At 61.1% G+C, this 24,010-nt stretch carries 23 protein-coding genes; 20 read left to right on the top strand and 3 right to left on the bottom strand.

Going from position 1 to position 24,010, the window contains the following annotated elements; all coding sequences use genetic code 11:
• Nucleotides 1-69: 69 nt before the first annotated feature.
• A complete protein-coding gene (locus tag HU773_RS15305; protein WP_128592965.1) occupies nucleotides 70-273 on the top strand; it encodes a DUF6021 family protein in 204 nt (67 codons plus the stop codon).
• A gap of 50 nt (nucleotides 274-323) precedes the next feature.
• Here the strand turns inward: HU773_RS15305 and HU773_RS15300 are convergent, their stop codons facing one another.
• On the bottom strand, nucleotides 324-566 hold the full coding sequence (locus HU773_RS15300; RefSeq protein ID WP_057436926.1) for a DUF6555 family protein: 243 nt from the start codon (nucleotides 564-566) through the stop codon (nucleotides 324-326).
• Nucleotides 567-725: 159 nt separating this feature from the next.
• Between HU773_RS15300 and HU773_RS15295 the strand changes: the two genes are divergently transcribed.
• From HU773_RS15295 to HU773_RS15275, 5 genes are all read left to right on the top strand, one after another.
• A complete protein-coding gene (locus tag HU773_RS15295; RefSeq protein ID WP_057959335.1) occupies nucleotides 726-1,559 on the top strand; it encodes an arylamine N-acetyltransferase family protein in 834 nt (277 codons plus the stop codon).
• 148 nt (nucleotides 1,560-1,707) lie between these two features.
• Nucleotides 1,708-2,460, top strand: a complete 753-nt coding sequence (locus HU773_RS15290) for an outer membrane beta-barrel protein (RefSeq protein ID WP_057436922.1) — start codon at nucleotides 1,708-1,710, stop codon at nucleotides 2,458-2,460.
• 156 nt (nucleotides 2,461-2,616) lie between these two features.
• Nucleotides 2,617-2,985, top strand: coding sequence for a c-type cytochrome (locus HU773_RS15285; protein WP_169989796.1), 369 nt, complete (start codon nucleotides 2,617-2,619; stop codon nucleotides 2,983-2,985).
• Nucleotides 2,986-3,062: 77 nt separating this feature from the next.
• The gene (locus HU773_RS15280) at nucleotides 3,063-4,391 is read left to right on the top strand and encodes a D-arabinono-1,4-lactone oxidase (RefSeq protein WP_186625223.1); all 1,329 of its coding nucleotides are present in this window, start codon (nucleotides 3,063-3,065) and stop codon (nucleotides 4,389-4,391) included.
• A 68-nt stretch (nucleotides 4,392-4,459) separates the two neighbouring features.
• Nucleotides 4,460-5,671, top strand: a complete 1,212-nt coding sequence (locus tag HU773_RS15275; RefSeq protein WP_170044296.1) for a DSD1 family PLP-dependent enzyme — start codon at nucleotides 4,460-4,462, stop codon at nucleotides 5,669-5,671.
• A 77-nt stretch (nucleotides 5,672-5,748) separates the two neighbouring features.
• On the opposite strand, the gene HU773_RS15270 is transcribed toward HU773_RS15275, so the two are convergent.
• The gene (locus tag HU773_RS15270) at nucleotides 5,749-6,693 is read right to left on the bottom strand and encodes a SphA family protein (RefSeq protein ID WP_120733302.1); all 945 of its coding nucleotides are present in this window, start codon (nucleotides 6,691-6,693) and stop codon (nucleotides 5,749-5,751) included.
• Between the two features lie 217 nt (nucleotides 6,694-6,910).
• Here HU773_RS15270 and HU773_RS15265 point away from each other — a divergent pair, with 217 nt between their 5' ends.
• Nucleotides 6,911-7,936, top strand: coding sequence for an AraC family transcriptional regulator (locus HU773_RS15265; protein ID WP_120733300.1), 1,026 nt, complete (start codon nucleotides 6,911-6,913; stop codon nucleotides 7,934-7,936).
• 88 nt (nucleotides 7,937-8,024) lie between these two features.
• Nucleotides 8,025-8,846 (top strand): aldo/keto reductase, encoded by an 822-nt coding sequence (locus HU773_RS15260; protein WP_057959341.1) that lies wholly within the window; start codon nucleotides 8,025-8,027, stop codon nucleotides 8,844-8,846.
• Between the two features lie 56 nt (nucleotides 8,847-8,902).
• Here the strand turns inward: HU773_RS15260 and HU773_RS15255 are convergent, their stop codons facing one another.
• Nucleotides 8,903-9,418 (bottom strand): Hcp family type VI secretion system effector, encoded by a 516-nt coding sequence (locus HU773_RS15255; RefSeq protein WP_029291189.1) that lies wholly within the window; start codon nucleotides 9,416-9,418, stop codon nucleotides 8,903-8,905.
• Between the two features lie 564 nt (nucleotides 9,419-9,982).
• On the opposite strand from HU773_RS15255, the gene tssA reads away from it, so the two are divergent.
• From tssA to tssK, 12 genes are all read left to right on the top strand, one after another.
• Complete coding sequence (gene tssA, locus HU773_RS15250) at nucleotides 9,983-11,536, top strand: type VI secretion system protein TssA (RefSeq protein ID WP_169989798.1); 1,554 nt, start codon at nucleotides 9,983-9,985, stop codon at nucleotides 11,534-11,536.
• A 31-nt stretch (nucleotides 11,537-11,567) separates the two neighbouring features.
• Nucleotides 11,568-12,065 (top strand): type VI secretion system contractile sheath small subunit, encoded by a 498-nt coding sequence (gene tssB, locus HU773_RS15245; protein ID WP_057959343.1) that lies wholly within the window; start codon nucleotides 11,568-11,570, stop codon nucleotides 12,063-12,065.
• 27 nt (nucleotides 12,066-12,092) lie between these two features.
• Nucleotides 12,093-13,568: a type VI secretion system contractile sheath large subunit gene (gene tssC, locus HU773_RS15240; protein ID WP_057959344.1), complete on the top strand. Its 1,476-nt coding sequence runs from the start codon at nucleotides 12,093-12,095 to the stop codon at nucleotides 13,566-13,568.
• Between the two features lie 14 nt (nucleotides 13,569-13,582).
• Entirely contained in the window at nucleotides 13,583-14,002 is a 420-nt protein-coding gene (tssE, locus tag HU773_RS15235; RefSeq protein WP_115128358.1) for a type VI secretion system baseplate subunit TssE, read from the top strand.
• The gene (gene tssF / locus HU773_RS15230) at nucleotides 13,992-15,761 is read left to right on the top strand and encodes a type VI secretion system baseplate subunit TssF (protein WP_186625182.1); all 1,770 of its coding nucleotides are present in this window, start codon (nucleotides 13,992-13,994) and stop codon (nucleotides 15,759-15,761) included. Before tssE ends, tssF begins: the two co-directional genes overlap by 11 nt.
• Nucleotides 15,725-16,741, top strand: coding sequence for a type VI secretion system baseplate subunit TssG (gene tssG, locus HU773_RS15225; RefSeq protein ID WP_057959347.1), 1,017 nt, complete (start codon nucleotides 15,725-15,727; stop codon nucleotides 16,739-16,741). The genes tssF and tssG overlap by 37 nt, the downstream gene beginning before the upstream one ends.
• Before the next feature lie 2 nt (nucleotides 16,742-16,743).
• Nucleotides 16,744-19,317: a type VI secretion system ATPase TssH gene (tssH, locus tag HU773_RS15220; RefSeq protein WP_057959348.1), complete on the top strand. Its 2,574-nt coding sequence runs from the start codon at nucleotides 16,744-16,746 to the stop codon at nucleotides 19,315-19,317.
• On the top strand, nucleotides 19,317-20,843 hold the full coding sequence (locus HU773_RS15215; RefSeq protein ID WP_120733288.1) for a sigma-54 interaction domain-containing protein: 1,527 nt from the start codon (nucleotides 19,317-19,319) through the stop codon (nucleotides 20,841-20,843). The genes tssH and HU773_RS15215 overlap by 1 nt, the downstream gene beginning before the upstream one ends.
• Nucleotides 20,844-20,910: 67 nt before the next feature.
• On the top strand, nucleotides 20,911-21,048 hold the full coding sequence (locus HU773_RS27440; RefSeq protein ID WP_115128353.1) for a type VI secretion protein TagU: 138 nt from the start codon (nucleotides 20,911-20,913) through the stop codon (nucleotides 21,046-21,048).
• Nucleotides 21,049-21,063: 15 nt separating this feature from the next.
• Nucleotides 21,064-22,182, top strand: coding sequence for a type VI secretion system-associated FHA domain protein TagH (gene tagH / locus HU773_RS15210; RefSeq protein ID WP_128592972.1), 1,119 nt, complete (start codon nucleotides 21,064-21,066; stop codon nucleotides 22,180-22,182).
• A gap of 5 nt (nucleotides 22,183-22,187) precedes the next feature.
• A complete protein-coding gene (gene tssJ / locus HU773_RS15205) occupies nucleotides 22,188-22,688 on the top strand; it encodes a type VI secretion system lipoprotein TssJ (RefSeq protein WP_186625180.1) in 501 nt (166 codons plus the stop codon).
• Entirely contained in the window at nucleotides 22,675-24,006 is a 1,332-nt protein-coding gene (tssK, locus tag HU773_RS15200) for a type VI secretion system baseplate subunit TssK (RefSeq protein WP_186625178.1), read from the top strand. The genes tssJ and tssK overlap by 14 nt, the downstream gene beginning before the upstream one ends.
• Nucleotides 24,007-24,010: the final 4 nt, after the last annotated feature.

Below are 24,010 nucleotides of genomic sequence, written 5' to 3'. Positions count from 1 at the left end.
GTTGAACGATGGCAGCCGGGGTTTTCTCTAACGCATGTGTGCATCGTCAGCAAAGCGAAGGAGAAGACTGTGACTGAACAATCGAAAAAGCCCGATGGCCCGCATTCGTCGGAACACGCCAGTGATCAGCACGATTTGGGGTTTGACCCAGACTCTCCGGATGTGGCCGACCCGCAGGTCGACCCGGTCGGCCCGGCCATTGCGCCGTTGGACAAGAAGCACAAAGCCGGCAAGCAGCCGGCTTATGATCCCTTGGGCGATCTGAAACCATAACTTCGCGCCCATCAGTGCAGGAGCCGGCAAACCAGCTCCTGCCGCAGCCCCTACAGGCGCTTGGGGGCGATCCAGGTGACGTCGGTGATGCCGTATTTCTCCGCCCATGGCCGCGTGGTCTTCTTGGTGCGCTCGTGGCCAGGACGGCCAATGCGCCCGACGTGGGCCACCCCGGCGTCACAGCTGGCCCAATGCCATGCCTCGGCGTTATTCATCACCTCCGCACGCACTACAAAAGACTTGGGCTCGCCATGCAGCCTGTATTGGATGGTGTAGATCGTTGCCGTGCCCATATTGCCTCCCTGTTTTGATATGGAGTTGATGCAATTAGGTTCAGAAAGGTTCAGAAAGTTTGCGCCCCATTCCTACGATCTATTGCCACAGATCAGTATTGGCAGCGGCAACGGTTACGGGTATTAGTGAAACCTTCGCCCGCGCCCAAGGATCGCGCCATGTCCCAGGATTCACCGAGCCTGACCCACAGCCGCCTGTACCTGCAACGCCTGGGGTATGACAGCCCGCCAGCACCCACTTTGGAAACCCTGGCGCAGTTGCAATTGCGCCATGTCTGTACCTTCGCCTTCGAAAACCTCTCGGTGCTGGCGCAACTGCCAGTGCCCCTTGATCTGGCCAGCATCGAGCAAAAAGTCCTGTTCGACGGGCGGGGAGGTTATTGCTACGAACTGAACCAGATGTTCCTAGCCTTGTTGCAAGAACTGGGCTTCGATGCTCGGGGCATCACCGGTCGGGTGGTCATAGGCGGGCCGCCTGATGCCCACACCCCGCGTACCCATCGCCTGAGCCTGGTGACCCTGGCGGGTGTGCGCTACATCAGCGATGTCGCGTTTGGTGGCATGGTGCCAAGCAGCCCGCTGCAACTGGACAATCTGGCGCCACAGGCCACGGCCCATGAACCCTATCGCCTGACCTTGAAGGACGGCAGCTACACCCTGTGGGCCCAGGTTGGCGAGGAATGGCGAGGGCTGTACGTGTTCGACCTGCAGCCGCAGTCGCACTTCGACTATGAACTGGGCAACTGGTATGTCTCGACCCACCCCGATTCGCCGTTCATCAAACAGTTGAAAGTGGCGCTGATCGGGCCCGGCCTGCGGCGTACGTTAAACAACGGCAACTACGCCGTTCATCACGTGGGCGGTGACAGCGAAAAACGCTCGATCACCGACGTCGACCAATTGCTGGAACTGCTGCGTGAAGCGTTTGGTTTGCGCGTGCCCAAGCACCCACAGCTACGCCCGCGACTGGCGCAACTATTGGTCGATAGCTGATAGGCCTACTCTGGAAGGCTTGATCCAGAGCCTTCGCTGAAGCGTTTTACCTCCAGCTCCAAGGCAAATTAAATCGAACCTTTTGCAAAGCAGGGGGTTCGAACCGTTTCTTGAATAATTTGCCCACCTAAAAAGGAGATGTAAAACGATGTCCAAACTATTCGGAAAAATCCTCAAGAATTCCTCGGTCCTGGCCCTGGTTGCCGCACCGGCGATGGTATTCGCTGCGCCGTCCACCGATCCGATTTCCACCTTCGGTATCCTCGGCAGCTACAACGACTTCAAGCTTGAAGGCGGTAGCGAAAGCGACAAGGATCATATGCCGGAAGCCGGCCTGTTCTATAACTTTGGCAACAAGCTGACTGCCGAGTCCGGCTTTATCTACCAGGCCGGCGTGGACGCCAAGTTTGGCAAGAAAAGCGACAACAAACTCAAGGAAGGCCAGGCCGACCTCGACCTGGGCTGGCGCGCCGCGCTGGATGCGCGCAACTTTGTCGATGTGCTGGTCGGCGGTGGCTACAGCTGGACCCGTTATGAGCCGGACTCTGGCGACTACGACATGAAACTCACCAACAAGTCGCCGTTTGCCAAGGCGGCGGTGGGTTACAACCATCAGTTCGACAGCATGACCATGCGCGTCGAAGTGGGCGCCCGCCATACCATTGACGGCCGCGCCAAGCTCAAGGTTGACGGCATTGGCAGCGACACCGTGGACCTCAAGGACCGCACCAATCCCTACGCCGAAGTCAGCTTGCTGATGAACCAGAACGGCGACCTGCCGGTGATGGCGGGCCTGTATTACACCCGTACCGAGTACAAGCTCGACGCGGACTCCGAAGTGGCCGATAACACCAAGCTCAAGCGCGATGAGTACGGCTTCAAGGTCGGTCTGGCTTTCTAAGTCGGCTGTTGCGGGCGCCGGCGTTCTGTAATGGAGCGCCGGTCGCCCGACCCTGTCCGCCCAAGTCCCCCTTTGTGTCCCCCAATACCCTCAACGCCGCGCCGTCCCTGACTTAGTGTGAACCCAACTGTTCATACTAAAAAAGAGAGGCTGGCTATGTGGTCTACGACCTCCCGCCGCATGGGTTTGCTGCTGGCCTTGCTTGGCCTGCTGGCCGCCTGTGACGACAAACCGCAACATCCCCCGCAGCTTGCCACGGCAAGCAACGCCATGCCTGCCGACCCGGCGCTGGCCCAGCTCTACGACACCAGTTGCAAACTGTGTCACGCCAACCCTGCCTCCGGCGCGCCGTTGACCGGCGACAGCCAGGCCTGGAGCCCGCGTGTTGCCCTGGGCGCGGACACCCTGCTGGACCACACCCTCAACGGCTACAACGGCATGCCGCCGATGGGCCTGTGCATGCAGTGTTCCGAGGACCAGTTCCTGGGGCTGATCAGTTTTATGGCCGGTGTTCATATCCAATAACAACAATGGGGTAGGTAATGGTGCTTTCACGCAGGCAACTGTTGCAGCGCTCGGCGGTGGCCGGCGCATTTCTGGCAATCAGCAGTAACCCGGCGCTGGCCCAATTGGCCCGGGCGCCGCGCTTGATCCCCTGGCGCAATTGGTCGGGCGCCCAAAGCTGCCTGCCCCTTGAGCGGCTGGCGCCCAAGGACCTGGGGGAGTTGGTGCAGATCATTCGCCAGGCACCGGGCAAGATCCGCCCGGTGGGCTCGGGCCATTCATTCAGTGCCCTGGTACCGACAGATGGCACGTTACTGTCGCTGAGTTTTTTCAATGGCTTGCTCGAGCACGATGCCAGCAGCCTGCAAGCCACCTTCGCCGCCGGTACGCCCATGTCACGCATGGGGCCGGCGCTCAAGGCTATCGGCCAGGCCCTGCCGAACATGGCGGACATCGACTACCAGACCCTGGCCGGCGCCATTTCCACCTCGACCCATGGCACCGGGGTTGGGTTTACCTCGTACTCAGCCGGTGTCACCGGCCTGCAACTGGTGACGGCGGAGGGCGAGGTGCTGGACTGCGACGCCGGGCGTGAGCGCGAGTTGTTCAACGCCGCCCGGGTGTCGTTGGGCGCGCTCGGCGTGACCACCCGCGTGCGCATGCAAAACCGCGCCCCTTACCGTCTGCGTGAGCGCCAATGGATAGCGCCGACCGAAGAGCTGTTGGAGGATGTGGCGAACAACACCCGCGAGAACCAGCATTGGGAGATGCTGGTGGTGACACATTCCGACTACGCGCTGTCCATCGCCCTCAACGAAACCACCGACGCGCCAACCCCGCCAATCGACCCGGCAGAGGCGGGCGGCAATGAGTTTGTGTCGATTATCGAGAACCTCGACAAATATGCCAGCGACTTCCCCGCAACCCGCCGCACGCTGCTGAACAGCCTGCGCTATTTCGCCAGTTTCCAGGACCGTGTGGCTGAATCGTTCGAGGTCTACGCCAACGTGCGCAATGTGCGGTTCAACGAGATGGAGTATTCGGTGCCCGCCGAACACGGTCCGGCCTGCCTGCGGGAAATCCTCAAGCTGATCCGCGAAAAAGACCTGCGCACCTGGTTTCCCATCGAGTACCGCTACGTCAAGGCTGACGATATTCCCTTGAGCATGTTTGAAGGCCGCGACAGCTGTTCGATCTCGGTGCACCAGCACTACACCATGGACCATCACAACTTTTTTGCCGCGATCGAGCCCATCTTCTGGAAATACGCCGGCCGGCCGCACTGGGGCAAATTGCACACCCTCAATGCCCGCGCCCTGCAGGCCCTGTATCCGCGTTGGAACGAGTTCGCGCGGGTGCGCCAGGCCCTGGACCCCGGCGGCAAATTCCTTAATGCACACCTGTCATCAATCCTGGGAGTAGCCTGATGAACCGCAGACACTTCATGGTCGGCACCCTCGGCGCCGGTGCGTTGCTGGTGGCGGGCGCGGCGCTGCTGCGTCCGGCTGACCGGGGCTCGCCCTACAGCGAATACTTTCGCCAGTTGAACCAGCAGCTCAAAGCCCATGGGCCGATGCGTCCGGTGCTGCTGATTGACCTGGATCGCCTGGATCACAATATCGACATCGTCATGCAGTCGGTGCAGCGCGGAGGTAAACACCTACGGCTGGTGGAAAAATCCCTGCCTGCGCCGGGCCTGTTGGCCTACATTGCCAAGCGCGCCGGCACCCAGCGCCTGATGTCGTTTCACCAACCCTTTCTCAACCATGACGCCCAGGTGTTTCCCGACGCCGATATCCTGCTGGGCAAGCCGTTGCCGGTGCGTTCTGCCGAGCTGTTCTATCAAGGCCATCAGGGGCCCTTCGACCCCGCCCGGCAATTGCAGTGGCTGCTGGATACGCCACAGCGCCTGCAACAATACCTGGCGCTGGCCCAGGGCCTGGGCACACGGCTACGGATCAATATCGAACTGGATGTGGGCCTGCACCGCGGCGGTATCAGCGATAACACGGTGCTGGGGCAGATGCTGGGGTTGATCAGTGCACACCCCAGGCACCTGGAATTTGCCGGCTTCATGGGCTATGACCCGTTTGTCGGCATGGGCGTGCCGGGCATCCTTGGCTCGCCCCAGACGTTGTTCGACAAGGTCATGCAGCGCTACAACGGCTTTGTCGACTTCACCCGCCAGCAGTTTGCAGGGCTGTGGCATGCCGGCCTGACGCTCAACACCGCTGGCAGCCCCAGCTATGGGATGCATGAGCAGGAGCAACTGAGCAGTGAAGTTTCCGTGGGCACCGCCATGCTCAAGCCAACGCACTATGATTTGCCATCCCTCAGCGAGCACGTCCCGGCGGCCTACATCGCCACGCCAGTGCTCAAAAGCACCGGCGCGGTCAACATCCCGGCGCTGGATGATAAATCCCGGTTGTTGTCCTGGTGGGATCGCAACCAGCGCGCGACGTTTTTTATCTATGGTGGCAACTGGATGGCCGAGTTCGAGTCGCCTTCGGGGCTGCAAAGTAATGGCTTGTATGGCCGCAGCTCCAACCAGGAGATGGTCAATGGCTCGCCGGGGGTTGGCTTGAACATCGACGATCAGGTGTTCATGCGCCCGACCCAGACTGAATCGGTGCTCTTGCAGTTTGGCGATCTGCTGGCGGTGCGCGGCGGCAAAATTGTCGACAGTTGGCCGGTTTACAGCGGTTGAAATGACGTATTTCTGCGCAGGAACTGGCCTGTGGCAAGTGGGCTTGTTGTAGCAAGCCCCCTCGCTTCAGGCGGATCCTACAACGCAAACGGAATCGTCAGCTTGGCCCACAACATATCGCCTTCCGGCCGGTTCTCTACATCAAACTCCTTGGCCCAACGAATCTCCGCACTGGCGTACTTGAGAAAGGTGAAGTACATCGCCGGCCCCACCGCAAACACTTGGCCCCGCACCCCATCGTCGACATCTTCGCCGTAGATATTGGTGACAGTGCGCCCGTACTGCTTATCGTCAGTCGTCTGCTTGAGATAGTAGCCATTGATACCCAGGCTCAGGTTGTCGGTCACTTTGTAGCTGGCCGAGTAGTCGAAGTGGAAAATCTGCCCGGAACGGTAGTCCGTGGCGTGGTTTTCCTTGTTGAAACTGTAGGTGGTCTTGATCGACAGCTCAGTGCGCTCGTCAGGCAGCCATGTCACCGACACCAGGGGCTTATAGGTGTAGAAATTGTTGCTGGTATTGGCCAGGCGGAAAGCATCGTACTCACCGGTAGGCACGGTGATTTCCACGGCGGCACCCAGGGTCAGGTTTTTGCCCAGGTCCCACAGGATTATCGGCGCGATGGTGGTGTCACCCATGCTTTCGCGCTGGTCAGACATGCCGAACAGCGCCACTTGTTGCTTGAGGTATGGCTGCGCGATGTAGCCGCCCAACCGCCCGCCAAACACCCGCAACGGGCTCAGGTAATCCAGGCGCGGGATGATCGCGTCCGAGCGGATCTTCACCTGCGGCACTTTGCCCCCCAGGGAACTGATGTCCAGTTTCGTCGCTTCATAGTGGTTGTAGTAAAGGTTGAAAGCGAACATGTGGTCCGGCAGGTGATCGACATCCAGGGGCAGGATGTAAAAGCCGTCGGTACCAGGGCCGATATTGTCTACGCCGCCCTCGGTGGCCAGGGTCGGCAGGCTGATGCTGATAAGCGCCAGGGCAAAGGGCAGGGGGGCAAGCGCACGGGTCGGATTCATGTCAGGGCTCATTATTATTGTTGGAAGGTCGGCCCTCACCGGGGCCTGGCCCATACAAATAAGCCCTTGGCGCCCTAGTGGGCAGGGTATTGGCGGCCACATAAGGGGGCTTTGCCGGACAGCGTTCATTCAGAGTGCGACGAGCCTTGCAAGCACCTATGATTGTCAGGATGTTTCTAAAACAATAACCGGGCATACAGTCGGGAATCGCAGATCCATGCACAGCAAAACCGTTGATCCACATTACGAATTGGCCCTGGTCTCGCCCTTTCTCCTGCAAACCCTGGGGCAGGTTGTGGCGCAAAAGGGCGCCAATGCCGAGCATCTTTGCCGTGGCCTGGGGTTTACCCTGGCGGACCTGGACGACCCGGCGCTGCGCATTTCCTACCGCCAGGCCGTGGCGATGATCCAGCGGGCCCTCAAGGTCATGCCTGAGCAGGGTCTGGGCCTGTGTGTCGGCAATCAGAATGTGCTGGGCACCCTGGGTTTGCTGGGGCATGTCATTTCGTTGTGCAAGACCCTGCGCGATGCCTTTGCCGTGGGCGAACGGCACCAGCACACCTCCGGCGGCATCGCCACCTCGCGCACCCTTGAAGGCGCGCTGGAGGTCATGGTCGAGGTCGAATGCCTGCTGCCCTATGCCGACGTCCAGGTTTTTGCCGCCGAAGAGTTCTTTGCCAGCCTCATGGTCTACGGTCGGACCCTGGTGGGCAGCGAATTCAAGCCATTGCGCATGGAGTTCATGCATGCGCCGCCGGTGTATGCCGCCGAGTACCAGCGCTTGTTCGGTGATGATGTGCGTTTTGGCTGTCTGCACAACCGCATGGTGCTTGAGGCCCGCTGGCTCGACGTGCAATTGCCCAATCACCATGCCCTGGCATTGCGCCAGGCCCTTGGCCTGCTGGAACTGGAAAGTGCCCAGTTGCACCGCAAAATGGACCTGATCCAGGCGGTGGAGCGCGCTATTTCCCGCGACTTGCAGGGCAGTCAATTGGAGAAGGTCGCCAGTGACCTGAACATGAGCGGGCGCACCTTGCGTCGGCGCCTGACCGACCACGGGCTGACGTTCGAAGCCTTGCTGGAACAGGTGCGTCGTGCCCGGACCATGGGTTTGCTGGGCAACCCCGGGCTGTCCATCGAGCGTATTACCCAAGAGGTCGGCTACAGTGACGTACGCAGCTTTCGCCGGGCGTTCAAGCGCTGGACGGGGCTCAGTCCCAGTGCGTTTCGCAGCGTGGGCTGAGGGCCGGCGCGTGGCCGTGGATTTGCATTGAACCCTGTGGCGCGGGCAGTGCCACATGATGGCAACGCACACTTATCTGGAGGTTGGCATGCGCACCATTGATCTGGCGGGTACCCCGGTTCCGGTCATCGGCCAAGGCACTTGGCGTATGGGGGAAGATTCTGCACGGCGAACAGCGGAAGTCGCTGCCCTGCAATTGGGTATTGACGAGGGCATGACCCTGATCGACACCGCCGAGATGTACGGCGAAGGCGGTGCGGAAGAAGTGGTCGGGGAGGCGATCCAGGGGCGCCGGGACCAGGTGTTCCTGGTCAGCAAGGTCTACCCGCACAACGCCAGTAAAACCGGGGTCCCACGGGCCTGCGAAGCCAGCCTCAAACGCCTGGGCACCGATCACATCGACTTGTATCTGCTGCACTGGCGCGGGCAATACCCTCTTGCAGAAACGGTTGAGGCCTTTGAGCGGCTGCGCGATGCCGGCAAGATCGGGCGCTGGGGCGTGTCCAACTTCGACGTATCGGATCTTCAGGAGCTGGCATCACCCGCCTGCGCCACCAATCAGGTGCTCTACAACATCGAACAGCGCGGCATTGAGTTCGATCTGCTGCCCTGGTGGCAACAACACAACCTGCCGTTGATGGCGTACTGCCCGATCGCCCAGGGAGGAGACCTGCTGAGCAGCCCCACCCTCAAGCAGATTGCCCGTCGGCACGAGGCCACACCGGCTCAAGTGGCCCTGGCATGGGTACTGCGGCAGGACCGCGTTATCGCCATCCCCAAAGCCGTGAGCCCCGAACACGTGCGCCTCAACGCGGCGGCGGCCAGGCTGGTTCTTGACGAGCATGACCTGGATGCCATCGACCGGGTATTCGGCGCGCCAATCCGCAAGCATCCGTTGGCGATGGTGTGACACACCCGACTGCTACGGCATCGCAGCTTGCGACGCCGTTGCCGCCGGGTCGGGCTTCAGCCGGCCACCGGGCTGCGCCAGTCGTCAGAGCCTGAAGTGCCCGAAACCTCATGGGTCCAGACGATTTTGCGGTAGGTAAAGTGCACATCTTCCAGGTGGGTGAAATGCGCATTTCCCGGATCCTGGCAGTTGGGCATCCGTGACTGGATGTCGACGATGATCGCGTCCTCCAACTCGATGGTGAAGTAGTGCTCCTGGGTACCGGCGGATGATGTGCGATACCACTCAAGGCGGCACTTGACCATTTCCCCGGACGTCAGCGCGCTGAAGAGCAGCGGCGAAGATTTATCGAATACCTTGCTGATCATCAGCGGCTTATGGACACGCTGGCCGGTGGGCTGGCCCGATTGCGGATCGCGGGGAATGATGACCTGATGCTGGAATGCCTCGACCAGGATCTGATCCTCGTGGCCTTCCTGATAGATGTTGCCTACCGAATCCTGGGTGAACGTGCCTGCCGTGATCAAACCTTGCTTGGTGCCGGTGATCGAGAGGTATGCGGGTGTTGGCATGACGGGTTTCCTTGCCTGACAGATAAGTTTGCGCCGAGGGGCGCCGTTGCCGGATGGGCGCTGCTTACTAACAAGAAGTGTGCCGGATTTCAGTCGGCCTAATAAAATAAGGGCGCTTGTTCAAGGTGGAGACTTAATAGGTGTCGAGTTAGAAGGGCTTTAGTCTTTGAAGTTGAGTTTGTTTGCGCAGTAGTGCGCAGTTAATTGCCTGGTCAGCGTACGTCGCAGTGTTGATAGGTGGATATATAGTTTTAATGCAGCTTGCTTGGAAAGTGTGCGCAGCTTTTTGCGCAAGGGTGCTGGCAGGTATGTCGCCCAATAAAATGGGCTGTTTTATTGGGTGGGAAGAGGGTCGTTGAGCACGCTTAGTTACAAAATTGCGGGCTGCTTTGATTTTGTAGGAATCTCCTTAAGTGCGCCTGGCTGACTTGCCCAATAAAATACAGCTGGCTATGGTTCGTACTTGTCGCTACACGGAAACGGAATTCAGTAAGTGAGGTGTTGGCGTTTATATAGATGCTTGCCCTACTTTAATTGAGCATTGATCAGCACACTGCGGCCATCATGGTTTATTCAGACAAACTTTCTGCTTATTACTTGAAACTTGCCCGGTCGCCGATTTCGGTTGACTGTTTTGCAGGGGAGGATATGCGTTTTTCGGCGGGATACGAAGCGCTGGAAAGTGAGCTGGAAAAAGCCCGCTCGATCCATGGCAACAGCCAGCCGGACTGGCAGTCCGTAGTGGACCAAAGTGAAGCCTTGTTGCGTCACGAATCCAAGGATTTGCGGGTGGTTGCCTGGTTGACATGGGCTCTGTATCAACGCGAGTCCTTTTCCGGCCTGCTCGCCGGGCTCGGCCTGTTGCGCGACCTGTGTGAGCACCATTGGGCGACGGTTCACCCCCTCAAGCAGCGTACCCGCATTGCGGCCTTTGGCTGGTTGGTACAGCGCATTGAACCGGTGTTGGCGCAGAGTTTTTCGCTCAAGCACCAGCGTTCCCTGTTCCAGTGCCTGGCCGAGCAATTGTCCGACCTTGACCAGTTGTGGGTCAGGCACCTGGGGGACGATGCGCCGTTGCTACTGGCTGCGCGCAGGCAACTGGCGGACAAGCTGCAACAGGCCCAGGAGAACGATCCGCCGCCATCCGGGGTGAGCGGGGTGGTTGCCCAGGTCAAGCAGGTCGCGACCCAACTGCTGGCGCCTGAGCCGGTGGTGAACAACGAAAAAGACGTTCACAGGCTCCTGCGTACGCTGCAGGACGGCGCTCGACCGCTGTGTACCTGGTGGCTGCGCCAGAACGCCACTGACCTGCGGGCCTTGCGCCTGAACCGGACGCTGGGCTGGCTGGGTATCACTGGTCTTCCCGACAGCAACAGCGAACAGATAACGCCGTTGCGTGGGTTGCTGCCCGACAAACTCAAGCGCTACCAGGAGCGCTTTGCCCAAGGGCATTACGCCGACCTGTTGCTGGAGCTTGAGGCCAGCCTGGCGGGCGCGCCTTTCTGGTTTGACGGCGTGCGCATGCTCTGGGAGTGCCTCCAGGCGCTGCAGGCCGAACTGGCGATGGTCGAGACAGAGATTCAGTTCGCCCTGTTGCTGCAACGATTACCGGGGGTCGCTCAATTGCGCTTCCACGATGGAACACCCTTTGCCGACGCTACCACTCGCGGGTGGATCGACAGCCAGGTCAGTCACCACCTGCAGGCAAGGGTGCCGCCCAGGAATATTGCCAGAGTTGGTCCGGCGCCATGGGAGGAGGCCTTGCAGACGGTCGCTCCGTTGCTGCGCAAGGAGGGGCTGAAGGCCGCTGTCCAGGCCTACAAAAACGCCATGCAGGCTGCGCGAGGTGACCGTGCCCGGTTTTATTGGCGCCTGGGCCTGGCTCGGTTGTGTATCCAGGGTGCCAAGCATGAGTTGGCCAGGATCCAGCTTGAACAGCTTGAGCAGGAGTTGCAGCACGGCAGCCTGCATCGCTGGGAACCGGACCTGACCCTGGAGGTGTTGCAACTGTTGTACGCCTGTTACGACGTATTGCCCCAGGGCCATGGTCTGCGCGAGCGCAAGGACGATGTCTATCGCAAGCTGTGCCAGGTCGATCTGGAAGCGGTACTCCAATAGGTTTTCCGTCATTACGCAAAGGAGAAACATCATGGCCAAAGAAGGTTCGGTCGCCCCCAAGGAACGCATCAACATCACGTTCAAGCCGGCCATAGGCGGTGCCCAGGAAGAGGTTGAGCTACCCCTGAAGCTGCTGGTCCTGGGTGACTTCACCCAGCGCGAAGACACACGCAAGGTCGAAGACCGCAAGCCCATCGGTATCGACAAAAACACGTTCGACGAGGTGCTGGCCAAGCAAGCCTTGAGTCTGCAGCTGGGTGTTCCCAATCGACTGCAGGAAACCGATGAAGCCGATGAGTTGCCCATCCAGGTCCGCATCAACGCCATGCGGGACTTCAACCCGGCCCAACTGGTCGAGCAGGTTCCGCAATTGAAAAAGCTGATGGAGTTACGTGAGGCGCTGGTCGCGCTCAAAGGCCCCCTGGGCAATACACCGAGCTTTCGCAAGGCCATAGAAAGCGCCTTGGCCGATGACCAGGCCCGTGCACGGGTATTGGCCGAACTGGGGCTGAACAGCCCCGACCCATGACTTTCTCAGTAAAAGGACACTGACCTTATGACCACTAGCCCTAGCGCCCAGGCCACCCCCCTGGATAGCGCATACAGCATTCTCGACGACATCATCGCCCAGACCCGCCTGACGGCCGATGATGGAACCTACGACATCGCCAGGCGCGGTGTGGCGGCCTTTATCGAGGAATTGATCAAGCCACAAAACCGAGGCGAGCCGGTCAAGAAACAACTGGTGGACCGCATGATTGCCGAGATCGACGCCAAGCTCAGCCGGCAAATGGACGAAATCCTCCACCATCCCGACTTCCAGGCACTGGAAGCGGCCTGGCGGGGTTTGCAGCTGCTGGTGGATCGCACCGACTTCCGGGAAAACATCAAGATCGAGCTGCTCAACGTCTCGCGGCAGGACCTGCTGGACGATTTCGAGGACTCGCCGGAGGTTGTGCAGTCGGGCCTCTACAAACATACCTACAGCGCCGAATACGGTCAGTTTGGTGGTCAGCCTGTCGGCGCCATCATCGCCAACTATTTCCTGTCGCCCAGCGCGCCTGACGTCAAGCTGATGCAATACGTATCCAGCGTCGCCTGCATGGCTCATGCACCGTTCATTGCCGCCGCCGGGCCGGGTTTCTTCGGTCTGGAGAGCTTTACCGGCCTGCCGGACCTGAAGGATCTGAAAGACCATTTCGAAGGGCCGCAGTTTGCCAAATGGCAGAGCTTCCGCCAGAGCGAGGATGCCCGTTACGTGGCCTTGACGGTGCCACGCTTTCTCCTGCGAACGCCCTACGACCCGGTGGACTGCCCGGTCAAGACCTTCGCCTATAACGAGCATGTGGTCAGCAGTCATGAGCATTATCTGTGGGGCAATACGGCCTACGCCTTTGCCACGCGCCTGACTGACAGCTTCGCCCGCTTCCGTTGGTGCCCCAACATCATTGGCCCGCAAAGCGGGGGCACGGTGGAAGATCTGCCGCTGCATCACTTCCAGAGCATGGGCGAAATCGAAACCAAGATCCCCACCGAGGTGCTGGTCTCCGACCGTCGTGAGTACGAGCTGGCGGAGGAGGGCTTCATTGCCCTGACGATGCGCAAGGGCAGCGACAACGCGGCGTTCTTTTCCGCCAGTTCCGTGCAGAAACCCAAGCGCTTCGGCATCAGCGCCGAGGGCAAGGCCGCCGAGTTGAACTACAGGCTGGGCACCCAACTGCCGTACATGATGATCGTCAACCGCCTGGCGCACTATTTGAAAGTGCTGCAGCGCGAGCAGTTGGGTTCATGGAAGGAGCGCACCGACCTGGAGTTGGAGCTCAACAAGTGGATCCGCCAGTACGTGGCCGACCAGGAGAACCCCAGCGCCGAGGTGCGGGGGCGACGACCGCTGCGGGCGGCACGGGTCGTCGTCAGTGACGTCGATGGCGAGCCGGGCTGGTATCGCATCAACCTCAGCGTACGCCCGCATTTCAAATACATGGGGGCGGATTTCACCCTGTTCCTGGTTGGCAAGCTCGATAAAGAATGAGCCGGGGGCCTGAGATGAGTCACTACAGCGGCTTCCTTGAGCGCCTTGCAGGCACCGCGCCTCAGTCGACGGGGCGCACGCCACTCGCCTGTGTCGCCGCGTCGGTGGCCACCCACCTGGGCAACATGCTCAGCACCCGAGCGGGCAGTGTGCAGACGCTGCCCGACTATGGCCTGCCGGACCTCAATGACATGCGTCTGAGCCTGCACGAATCCCTCAGCCAGGCACGCTTTCTGATCGAGCGGTTTATCGCGGCCTACGAACCGCGCTTGAGCAACGTACGGGTCGTTGCGTTGCCACGGGATCGCGACCCGCTAGCCCTGGCCTTTGATATCCAGGGCGCGTTGACCATCGACGGCGTCGTGCAAACCGTGGTGTTTTGCGCAAGCCTGACGGGCAACGGACGTGTCGAGGTCGCCCCAGGTGTCCTTTAACCGCTATTACCAGAGCGAACTCAATGCCTTGCGGCAGTTGGGGCGACGCTTCTGCGAACGCAATCCGGCGCTTGCCCCGTTCCTCGGGGACAGTGGCCGGGATCCGGATGTCGAGCGGTTGCTTGAGGGCTTTGCGTTCCTGACGGGCCGCTTGCGACAGAAGCTCGACGACCAGTTGCCCGAGCTCAGCCATTCGCTGATGCACCTGTTGTGGCCCAACTACATGCGCCCATTACCCGCGTTCAGCATGTTGCAGTTCGCACCGCTGCTGCGTGCCGGGCCGGCAGTCACGGTCGAGCGGGACACGCCGGTGGAAAGTGTGGCGATTGACGGTGAGCGTTGCCGTTTTCGCACCTGTTATGCAACGGATGTGCTTCCCCTGCAAATCAGCGCGCTGGATTACTCGGCCCAGGGGGAGGGTGCCTTGTTGAGCCTGCGCCTGGAGATGACCGCCGAAGGACATATGGGCGAACTGTTGCTTGAGCACCTGCGCTTGCATTTTGCCGGGGAACGCTACGTCAGCCAGATGCTGTACGTGAGTCTGCTGCGCCACCTGCACGGTATCGAACTGCTGCTACTCGATGGCCAGGGCGAACCGCTGCTGGCCCATGACGGGCAGGTGCGGTCACTGCAACTGCCGGCCTGCGAGGTTCAGCCAGCAGGTTTTTCAGAAGCAGAGGCATTGCTGCCTTATCCGCCAAATGCGTTCACTGGGTATCGGCATCTGCAGGAGTATTTTGCGTTTCCAGACAAGTATCTGTTTGTCGACGTCGGTGGTCTGGATGTTCTGCAAACCTTGCCGGTTGACGTGCTCAAACAGGTGCGGGGCGTTGAGTTGCGCTTCAAGCTTGGCCAGCGCAATCCCGAGCAGGTGCAGCCCACACTGGACAACGTGAAGCTGTTTTGCACGCCGGTGGTCAACCTGTTCAAGCACGATGGAGTGCCGATCCGACTGGATGGCCGGCAGGACGAGTATCTGCTGCTGGGGGCTGACTATGCGCCAGGTCATTGCGCGGTGTTCTCCGTCGACCAGGTCACGGGATGGCGTCCGGGTGGCCTGGGCTACCAGACGTATGTGCCATTCGAGTCGTTCGAGCACGATGAGCAGACCGCGTGCTACAGCATCCGCCAGCGGCCCTCCGTGCAACACAGCGGGCTGGATACCTACCTGAGCTTTGGCAGTCGCCAGTCCGGTGATCAGGAAACCCTGTCTGTCGAGATGACCTGCACCAACCATGATTTGCCGCGCAAATTGCGTATCGGTGACATCAATCAAGCGTGCGAGCAAACACCCGAATTCCTGTCCTTCAGCAATATCACGGCAGCCACCCCTGGCATTGCGCCCCCGCTGGACAGCGACTTTCTCTGGAAGCTGATCAGCAACATGTCGCTCAACTACCTGTCCCTGAGCGATATCAATGCGCTGAAAGTGGTGCTCGAGACCTATGACCTGCCGCGCTACCACGATCGCCAGGCGGAAAAAGTCAGCATCCGCAGGCTGGGCGGGTTGCGCTCGATCAGCCAGCGGCCGATTGACAGATTACACGGCGGTTTGCCGATTCGAGGTGTGGCAATCGACCTGACCGTCGACCTCCAGCACTTCCTCGGAGAGGGCGACCTGTTTGTGTTTGCCTCGGTCCTCAACGAGTTTTTTGCCCTGTATGCGAGCCTCAACTCGTATCACGAACTGCGTGTTACCAGCACACAAGGAGAGGTGTACCTATGGCCATCCCGGATGGGCCTGCAGGCTCTGCTTTAACCGAACTGTCGCGGACCATTCGCGAGTACTCGCTGTTCCAGGCGATCTCGCAGGTGATCGAGCGTTTGCGTGACGCCCATCCGTCCCTAGGCGATGAGGCGCTGTATGAACGCCTGGAGTTCCAGGCCAACCCGGGGTTGGGGTTTCCCGGCAACGATATTGACCGGGTGACGTTCTTTGTCGAGGGCGGGCAACTGCGCGCACGTTTGCGCCTCAACGTATTGGGACTGGTGGGGGCGAATTCGCCACTGCCGGCGTTTTATGGTGAACACGCATTGACCGAACGGGCGGGCGGTAATCCTGTCGGCGACTTTCTCGACTTGTTTCACCACCGCCTGCATCGGTTGATGCTGCCTTTGTGGCGCAAGTACCGCTACCGGGCGTGCTTTCGGGCGGGAGCCAGCGACCCGTTTTCCGAGCAGATGTTCGCCCTGATAGGCCTGGGCGGCCGTGCCGTTCGGGGCGCGACGCAACTGGACTGGAAGCGCCTGCTGCCCTACCTGGGCTTGCTGGGTATGCGCGCCCATTCGGCGGCGCTTATCGAAACGGTGCTGCGTTACTACTTCAAGCACCCGCAGTTGCTGATCGAACAGTGCGTCAAGCGCAAGGTGGTGATTGCCCGCAGGCAACGCAACCAATTGGGTCAGGCCAGCAGCCTTCTGGGCCAGAACCTGGTCCTGGGGCGGCAGGTCGTCGACCGTGCCGGCAAGTTCAGGGTGCATATCCAGAACCTCGACTGGCAGCGGTTTCATGATTTTCTGCCCACCGGCGCAAGCCACTCTCCGTTCGGCGCGCTGGTGCGTTTCGCCGTGCGCGATCCGCTGGACTATGACCTGCGTCTGGTGCTGCGTACTGAGGAGGTGCGGGCGCTGCATATAGGCCAGCGCAATGTGTGCCGGCTGGGATGGACCAGTTGGATGGGGCAGGCGCGCGCGGATGGCGTGCTCACCCTGGCCAATAAACTCGGTAGAAACGGATGACGATGATGAATGTGGACTTGCAACAACTGATTCGCGTGTTGACGACACACACTCGCCGAGACCTGGAGCGTGCCGCCGAACGCTGTGTGACCCGGGGCGGGACGCAAGTCCTGGTGGAGGACATGTTGCTGGCGCTACTGGAGCACCCGCAAGGATTGCTGGTGCGCGCGCTGCAAGATGCCGGTGTCGAACAGGGCGAGTTGCAAGCCACCCTGCAGCCCAGGGTGGGCCAGGGCACTTCACGCAATCCGGTGTTTGCGCCGTTGCTGGTGCAATGGTTGCAGCAAGCGCTGGTGGTTGCCCAACTGGAATTGGCGCAATCCCAGGTCGGTGACGCAGCCTTGATCCTCGCCTTGCTGCGTAACCCACAGTCTCACGCAGGCAGTCGTTATCAGGTGCTGCTGGCGCGCCTCGATGCGCAGCGCCTGCTTGAATTCGCCCTGAGCGCCGAGATTGAGGGTTCCCGTGGGACAGCCGGCGCCAACAATGAGTCGTTGTTGCAGCGCTTCACCCATGATCTGACTCAGCAAGCCTTAGAGGGGCGGGTTGACCCGGTATTGTGCCGCGACGCAGAAATCCGCCAACTGACCGATATCCTGGCGCGTCGGCGCAAGAACAATCCGATCATTGTCGGTGAGGCCGGTGTCGGCAAGACTGCGCTGGTCGAGGGTCTGGCCCGGCAGATCGCCTGTGGGCAAGTGCCGCCAGTGCTCAAGGATACGCGCCTGCTGGTCCTCGACATGGGGCTGCTGCAGGCCGGTGCCAGCATCAAGGGCGAGTTCGAGCGGCGGCTCAAGGGCGTTATCGACGAAGTGAATGCCTCACCGGTGCCGGTGATCCTGTTTATTGACGAGGCACACACCTTGATCGGTGCCGGCAGCGCGCCCGGCAGCGGCGATGCGGCGAACCTGCTCAAGCCGGCGCTGGCCCGTGGCGAGCTGCGTACCATCGCCGCCACCACCTGGTCGGAGTACAAGAAATACTTCGAAAAGGATCCGGCATTGGCCCGGCGCTTTCAGCCGGTGCATGTCCAGGAGCCCAGTGTCGATGACGCAGTGACCATCCTGCGGGGTCTCACTGCGGTGTATGAAGCCAGCCATGGCGTGTACGTGCGCGATGACGCCGTGGTTGCCGCCGCGCAGTTGTCTGCCCGTTACCTGGCGGGGCGACAGTTGCCCGACAAGGCCGTGGATCTGCTCGATACGGCCTGCGCCCGTGTGCGCATCAGCCTGGTGACAGCCCCGCCGGCGTTGCAGGCCGTGGCGGCGCAGCTGGCTGAAAGCACCGGCCAGCACCAGGCGCTTTGCCGCGATAGGGACGCTGGGTTACCTATAGATCCGGGCGCGCTGCAGGTTCTGGCTGCACGCCTGCAAACCATCGGTTGCGAACACGAGCACCTCAAGCAGTGCTGGACGCGCCAGCGCGAGATGGCCGAAGCGATACTGGCCCTGCGCATACAGGTGAGCCAGGCTCGTCAGTCGGGGCAGGCAATCGAGGTGCTTGAGCAGCAATTGTGCGAGGCCCACGGCAGTCTGCTGGCCGAGCAATCTCACCAGCGCCTGGTCAGCTTCGAAGTGTGCCCACGGCTGGTGGCGGAAGTAGTCAGCGCGTGGACGGGAATTCCGCTGAGCCAGGTGGCCTGCGAGCACAGCACCCAGGTCCGCGATTTCGCCACCGATCTGCGGGCGCGCATTCTTGGCCAGGCGCACGCCGTACAGGCGCTGGATCGCTCGATGCGTGCGGTTGCGGCAGGCCTGAACCGCCCCGATGCGCCCGTGGGCGTGTTTCTGCTGGTCGGCCCCAGTGGCGTCGGCAAGACAGAAACGGCACTGGCCCTGGCCGAGCTGTTGTATGGCGGTGAGCGGTTCCTGACCACTATCAACATGTCCGAGTACCAGGAGCCACACTCACTGTCGCGCCTGATAGGTGCTCCGCCCGGGTATGTCGGCTATGGCGAAGGTGGCGTCCTCACCGAGGCGGTCAGGCAAAAGCCCTATTCGGTGCTGCTGCTCGATGAAGTCGAGAAGGCGCACTCCGGTGTGATGAACCTGTTCTACCAGGTCTTCGACAAAGGGCGGGCCAATGACGGTGAGGGACGTGAGATCGACTTTCGCAACACCCTGATCCTGATGACCTCCAACCTTGGCAGCGAATGCACCATCGACCTGTGCCGGGCCACACCGCATCCCACCCCACAAGCGTTGCAGGAAGCACTTGCGCCGCTGCTCAAGCAGCATTTCAAGCCGGCGCTGCTGGCCCGTATGCGCGTAGTGCCGTACTACCCGATCAACGGAGCGGTGCTGCGGGAATTGGTAGAAAGCAAATTACAGCGCCTGGCTCAGCGTTTGTTGCAGCGCCAGTTAGCGTTCAGCTATTGCCCGCGGCTGGTCGATTACCTGGCAGAGCGCTGTACCCACACCGACAGCGGGGCGCGGTATGTCGATCAATGGATCGACGCCAATCTATTGCCCCTGGTTGTCGATCGCCTGCTTGAGGCAATGGCCAGGGACGAGCATCTGCAGCGTGCCCACGGGACGCTGGATGGCGACGGTCACGTAATCTGTGAGTTTGCGTGATGAGGGAGAACCCGTTGTCACAGGCGCTTGATCCTGCCGAACAGCTGGTGCAGTGGCTCTTGCACATGGGCATCGACAGCGATCGGGCAAGTATGCCTGGCCAACTTGCCCATGCCGCCGTGCAGTTGAGCCAGTGCTCGCTCAGCCAGGTGTACCTGGCAGATGAGGGCGACCGTGGTCTGGTGCTGGCTGCCGAATACCGGCGAGATGCAGGGCCTGGGGATATCGGCGCACGTGCAGCAGTTGATCAGCAGCACCAGCAATTGCTGCAGTTCGCCCTGGAGCACAAGCGCACCTTGAGCATCCGCGGCCTGCAAGACAGCATTTATGACACGACTTTTATTCCGTCAGGCCCGGCGCCCTGGCAATCGTTGCTGTGCGTCCCCGTCACCCATCGCCACCTTGCTGTGAAGGGCGTGTTGTTATGCGTAACCGAACGCAGCATCGACCTGCAGGGGTACGCCACGACACTGGGGCAGTTGGCGGTGTTTGCGCTGCGCCAGCGGTCGCTGTTACCGGAGCCTTGCCCGCCGCCGGCCCATTCGGCGCGCGATAACGTTCTGCGTCCCAACGGCTTCGGCCTGATCGGCAACAGTACGGCGATGGATGAGACCTGCCGCCTGATCGGCAAGGTGCTGGACAGTACCTATACCGTGCTTTTGCGCGGCGAGACCGGCACGGGCAAGGAGGTGGTCGCGCGGGCGATCCATGCCATGGGCCCGCGCCGGTCCAAGGCCTTTGTCGTGCAGAACTGCGCGGCATTCCCGGAAGGGTTGCTGGAGAGCGAACTGTTTGGCTATCGCAAAGGCGCGTTTACAGGCGCCGACCGGGACCGACCGGGGCTGTTCGATACCGCCAACGGCGGCACGTTGCTGCTCGATGAAATCGGCGACATGCCGATGTCACTGCAAGCCAAGTTGTTACGGGTATTGCAGGAGGGCGAAGTACGCCCGCTGGGCGCCCGCGTCGCCCATAAAGTGAATGTACGGATCATTGCCGCCACCCACCGCGACCTGCCTGCAATGGTGGCCCAGGGCAGCTTTCGCGAGGACCTCTACTACCGGCTGGCGCAGTTTCCAATCGAGCTGCCGGCCCTACGCCATCGCGAAGGCGATGCACGGCAATTGGCTCGCCATTTTGCGGGCCAGGCCTGCGCGACCCAGGGGCGAGCACCGGTGTCCTGGTCGGACCAGGCCCTGGATCAACTGTCCAGCCACAGCTTCCCCGGCAACGTGCGCGAACTCAAGTGCCTGGTGGAGCGCGCGGTGTTGTTGTGCGACGACGGGGTGATCCTGCCGCAACATTTGTCGTTGCCATTGGCGTCCTCCACACAGGCCAGCGACGCAACGCTGCGCCAACGCCTGGAGCGCGTCGAACGTGGCTTGCTGATTGATTGCCTGCACAAGAATCGCGGCAATCGCACCCGCACCGCCCGCGAGCTGGGAGTCGCCAGGCGCACCCTGTTGTACCGCCTCGCGCGGCTGAATATCCCTTTCGGTGAAGCATCAAGGGGGAGCGCTGAATGACACCAGCCCTGACTGACAGGCGCCGGCTGTTGCGCTCGGACGGATTTATTTCAATGGGAGAGGCGTGATGATTGTTTCTCGGTGGCAGGTATTAGTCCTTGTTCTGCTGATGTTGGTGCTGAGTGGTTGTACGGCAAATTACGTGTTTGACGACGATGAATATCGGCCGCTGGGAGATCCGCGGCCCGACCAGTACCCGCAATAAGCCCGGAGGCCCCGTATGCAGTTGATATTTGAGATCTGTGGCAATTGGCAAGGCATGCCCGGCTCGACCCGCAACAAAGTGTTTGACGGCGCCGGCGGGGTGATTGGCCGTGGTGCCGATTGTGATTGGGTCATTCCCGATCCCAGCCGTCAGTTGTCCAATCATCATGCCTTGATCAGCTTTCGTGACGATCAGTACTTTCTGACGGACATCAGCAGCAATGGCATTTGCCTGGGGGACAGCGCCGTGCGCTTGCGCAAGGGCCAGGCCCGGCCTATTGGTCAAGGCATGGTGTTTCGGATGGGCCCGTTTGATATTCGCACGCAGTTGGTGGCGGTGGCTGGCGCCGTGAGTCACAGCGACAACCTGATTCCGGATGACGCGTTCCTGCAGCTGGATCCGCTGTATGCCATGCCCGGCCAGGCCCATCAGTCAGAGGAAACGCGCTGGACGGACACCAGCACGGTCGAGCGCCAGCATGTGACTGTGCCGACCCTGGTAGAGCCTGCCCCGCAGATTGCACCAGCGGCAGAAAGCCCCCCGGCAGGTAACGACCACGCGCTGTTCTGGGGGGCGTTTTCCAAGGCGCTGGGCGTGTGCCTGGACCCGCTCGACGAACCAGGGCGGCAAGCGCTGGCAATCAAGGTCGCGGGCTTGCTCAGGCAGGCCGTCGAAGGGTTGCAGCAGAACCTGCACACCCACGAAGAGTTGAAAAGTGAGTTGAGCGCTTCGCTAGGGCGTCCGAGCGACCAGCCTCCCTTGATGGGCGGTGCCGATTCCCTGGAGGCCATGTTGGGCGGTGAGCGGCAGGGGCTGCCAGCCGAACTGGCGGTTATCCAGGCTTACCGCGATTTGCAGGTGCATCAGGTCGCGGTGCTCGCGGGTTGTCGTGCCGCCGTGCGCGGCGCACTGGCGGCGTTTGCCCCGGGCCAGTTGCTGGTGCGTTTCGAACAGCAGGGCAACACGCCGCGGCTCCCCACCAGCGGCGCCTATTGGCGCGCCTACCTGCGCCACTATCAGCGCCTGGTCGAGGACGAAGGCTGGAGTGAGCGCTTACTGAGCGAGGACTTTGCCAACGCCTACCGGGAGCAGGTGCGCCTGGTTTCCACCCTTCACAGTACTTGTTCTGGATGATCCCCATGTCACGCTTCACCTTTGTTCTGTTACTCGCTGTGATGGGCCTGTTGCCCGGCTGCAGCAACCTGTCCCCCTATTCGAAGCTGACCAAGCTGGACCTGACGCTGAATGCCAGCGATCAGGTCAACCCGGATCTGAATGGTCGGCCGTCGCCTATCGTGGTGCGTTTGCTGGAGCTCAGCAATCCGGTGGCCTTCGAGAACGCGGATTTTTTCAGCCTGTATGGACGTGCCGAAAGCACCTTGCCCAAGGACCTGATAAGCAGCGAAGAATGGGAGTTGCGCCCTGGTGAGCAGGTCCCGCTGAAGCTCAGGGCAACGTCGGGCGGCCGCTACATCGGGGTGTTGGCGGCCTACCGGGATTTGCCCCAGGCACGTTGGCGCTATGTCGTGCCGTTGGCCGTTGGCTCGCGGACCCGTGTCGAACTGTTGTTCGATGAAGCGGGCGTGCGCGCAGCCGATTGGCAGCCGACCCAGGCAGGTGACTCACATGCTGCTCGATAAAGTCACCTGGCAGGAGGGCATGTTGTTGCGCCCTCAGCATCTGCAGCACAACGACCGTTACTACCACCAGCAACTGGCCCGCCGCAGCCAGTTGTCACAGGGCTATGCCTGGGGCTTCCTGACCCTGGAAATCGACCCGCAGTATCTCGAGATGGGCAAGGTGGTGGTCAGCCAGGCCAGTGGCGTGCTGCCTGATGGGACGCTGTTCGATATGCGTGACCTGAGCGCGCCGCTGGTGCTGGAAATTCCTCCAAACAGCGGCAGCCAGGCGGTGTACCTGGCGTTGCCGATGGTTGCCGGCAATGCCGTCGAGGTTCGCCGCCCGGCGCAAGCTGATGTAGTGGCGCGCTACACCGCTTACGAAGTGGAAGTGGGAGACGCCAATGCCGGCGAAGACACACGCTGCGCCATAACCTGCGCCCGCCCGGATTTTCGCCTGCTGCTTGGCGACGACCATGACGTCCAGACCTACGTCAGGCTCAAAGTCGCACAGGTCCTGGACTGTAACGGCCAGGGCGTTGTAGCCCTCGACAGCCTGTTCTCGCCGACGTTCATGCACCTTCATGGGTCGCCCTTTTTACTGTCCTGCCTCAAGGAGGTGGTCAGCCTGTTGGCGTTCCGCGGGGACGCGATTGCCGAGCGTTTGCAGGACGCTGGCCAGGCGGCCGGGGCCGAGATGGGGGACTTCCTGATGTTGCAGTTGATCAACCGTACGGAGTTGATCCTGCGCCACTATCTGGACCAGACCCGCTTGGGCCCCGACGTGTTGTACCAGGCTCTACTGGCGTTGCTGGGGGAGCTTTCGACGTTTTCCAGCGCTACCAAACGCGCCGGTTTTGATGGGCGCTACCAACATAGCGAGCAGGGACCGTGCTTCCGTGAGCTGATGGCGGCAATTCGTGCGGTGTTGTCGATGGTACTCGAGCAACACGCCATTGAGCTGGTGCTGCAGCCCCGTCAATACGGGGTGTTGGTGTGCCCGGTCAACGACCTGAACCTGCTGGGCGCTGCGACCTTCATTGTGGCCGCCAGTGCCCGCAGCGATTCGGAGGTGTTGCGCCAGCGGTTGCCAGCGCACCTGAAAATCGGGCCGGTGGAGCGGATCCGCGAGCTGGTCAACCTGCACCTGGCTGGCATTAGCGTCAAGCCGTTGCCTGTGGCGCCCCGGCAGATTCCTTTCCATGCCGAAAAAACCTATTTCATGCTCGAACTCAGCCCCCGCGACCTGGAGCAGTTGGCACATTCAGGTGGATTCGCCTTCCATGTCAGCGGCGAGTTTGCCGATCTTGAATTGAAATTCTGGGCTATCAGGAACTGAACCG

This window comes from Pseudomonas shahriarae (assembly GCF_014268455.2).
Lineage (GTDB): Bacteria > Pseudomonadota > Gammaproteobacteria > Pseudomonadales > Pseudomonadaceae > Aquipseudomonas > Aquipseudomonas shahriarae.
The sequence above is the reverse complement of the archived record's forward strand: the minus strand, read 5'-3'. Positions and strand labels throughout refer to the sequence as shown.

Coding starts and splice junctions, on each gene's coding strand:
- HU773_RS15300 (WP_057436926.1), bottom strand. CDS start 566: ATGGGCACGGCAACGATCTACACCATCCAATACAGGCTGCATGGCGAG.
- HU773_RS15295 (WP_057959335.1), top strand. CDS start 726: ATGTCCCAGGATTCACCGAGCCTGACCCACAGCCGCCTGTACCTGCAA.
- HU773_RS15290 (WP_057436922.1), top strand. CDS start 1,708: ATGTCCAAACTATTCGGAAAAATCCTCAAGAATTCCTCGGTCCTGGCC.
- HU773_RS15285 (WP_169989796.1), top strand. CDS start 2,617: ATGTGGTCTACGACCTCCCGCCGCATGGGTTTGCTGCTGGCCTTGCTT.
- HU773_RS15270 (WP_120733302.1), bottom strand. CDS start 6,693: ATGAATCCGACCCGTGCGCTTGCCCCCCTGCCCTTTGCCCTGGCGCTT.
- HU773_RS15265 (WP_120733300.1), top strand. CDS start 6,911: ATGCACAGCAAAACCGTTGATCCACATTACGAATTGGCCCTGGTCTCG.
- HU773_RS15260 (WP_057959341.1), top strand. CDS start 8,025: ATGCGCACCATTGATCTGGCGGGTACCCCGGTTCCGGTCATCGGCCAA.
- HU773_RS15255 (WP_029291189.1), bottom strand. CDS start 9,418: ATGCCAACACCCGCATACCTCTCGATCACCGGCACCAAGCAAGGTTTG.
- tssA (WP_169989798.1), top strand. CDS start 9,983: ATGGTTTATTCAGACAAACTTTCTGCTTATTACTTGAAACTTGCCCGG.
- tssB (WP_057959343.1), top strand. CDS start 11,568: ATGGCCAAAGAAGGTTCGGTCGCCCCCAAGGAACGCATCAACATCACG.
- tssC (WP_057959344.1), top strand. CDS start 12,093: ATGACCACTAGCCCTAGCGCCCAGGCCACCCCCCTGGATAGCGCATAC.
- tssE (WP_115128358.1), top strand. CDS start 13,583: ATGAGTCACTACAGCGGCTTCCTTGAGCGCCTTGCAGGCACCGCGCCT.
- tssG (WP_057959347.1), top strand. CDS start 15,725: ATGGCCATCCCGGATGGGCCTGCAGGCTCTGCTTTAACCGAACTGTCG.
- tssH (WP_057959348.1), top strand. CDS start 16,744: ATGATGAATGTGGACTTGCAACAACTGATTCGCGTGTTGACGACACAC.
- HU773_RS15215 (WP_120733288.1), top strand. CDS start 19,317: ATGAGGGAGAACCCGTTGTCACAGGCGCTTGATCCTGCCGAACAGCTG.
- HU773_RS27440 (WP_115128353.1), top strand. CDS start 20,911: ATGATTGTTTCTCGGTGGCAGGTATTAGTCCTTGTTCTGCTGATGTTG.
- tagH (WP_128592972.1), top strand. CDS start 21,064: ATGCAGTTGATATTTGAGATCTGTGGCAATTGGCAAGGCATGCCCGGC.
- tssJ (WP_186625180.1), top strand. CDS start 22,188: ATGTCACGCTTCACCTTTGTTCTGTTACTCGCTGTGATGGGCCTGTTG.
- tssK (WP_186625178.1), top strand. CDS start 22,675: ATGCTGCTCGATAAAGTCACCTGGCAGGAGGGCATGTTGTTGCGCCCT.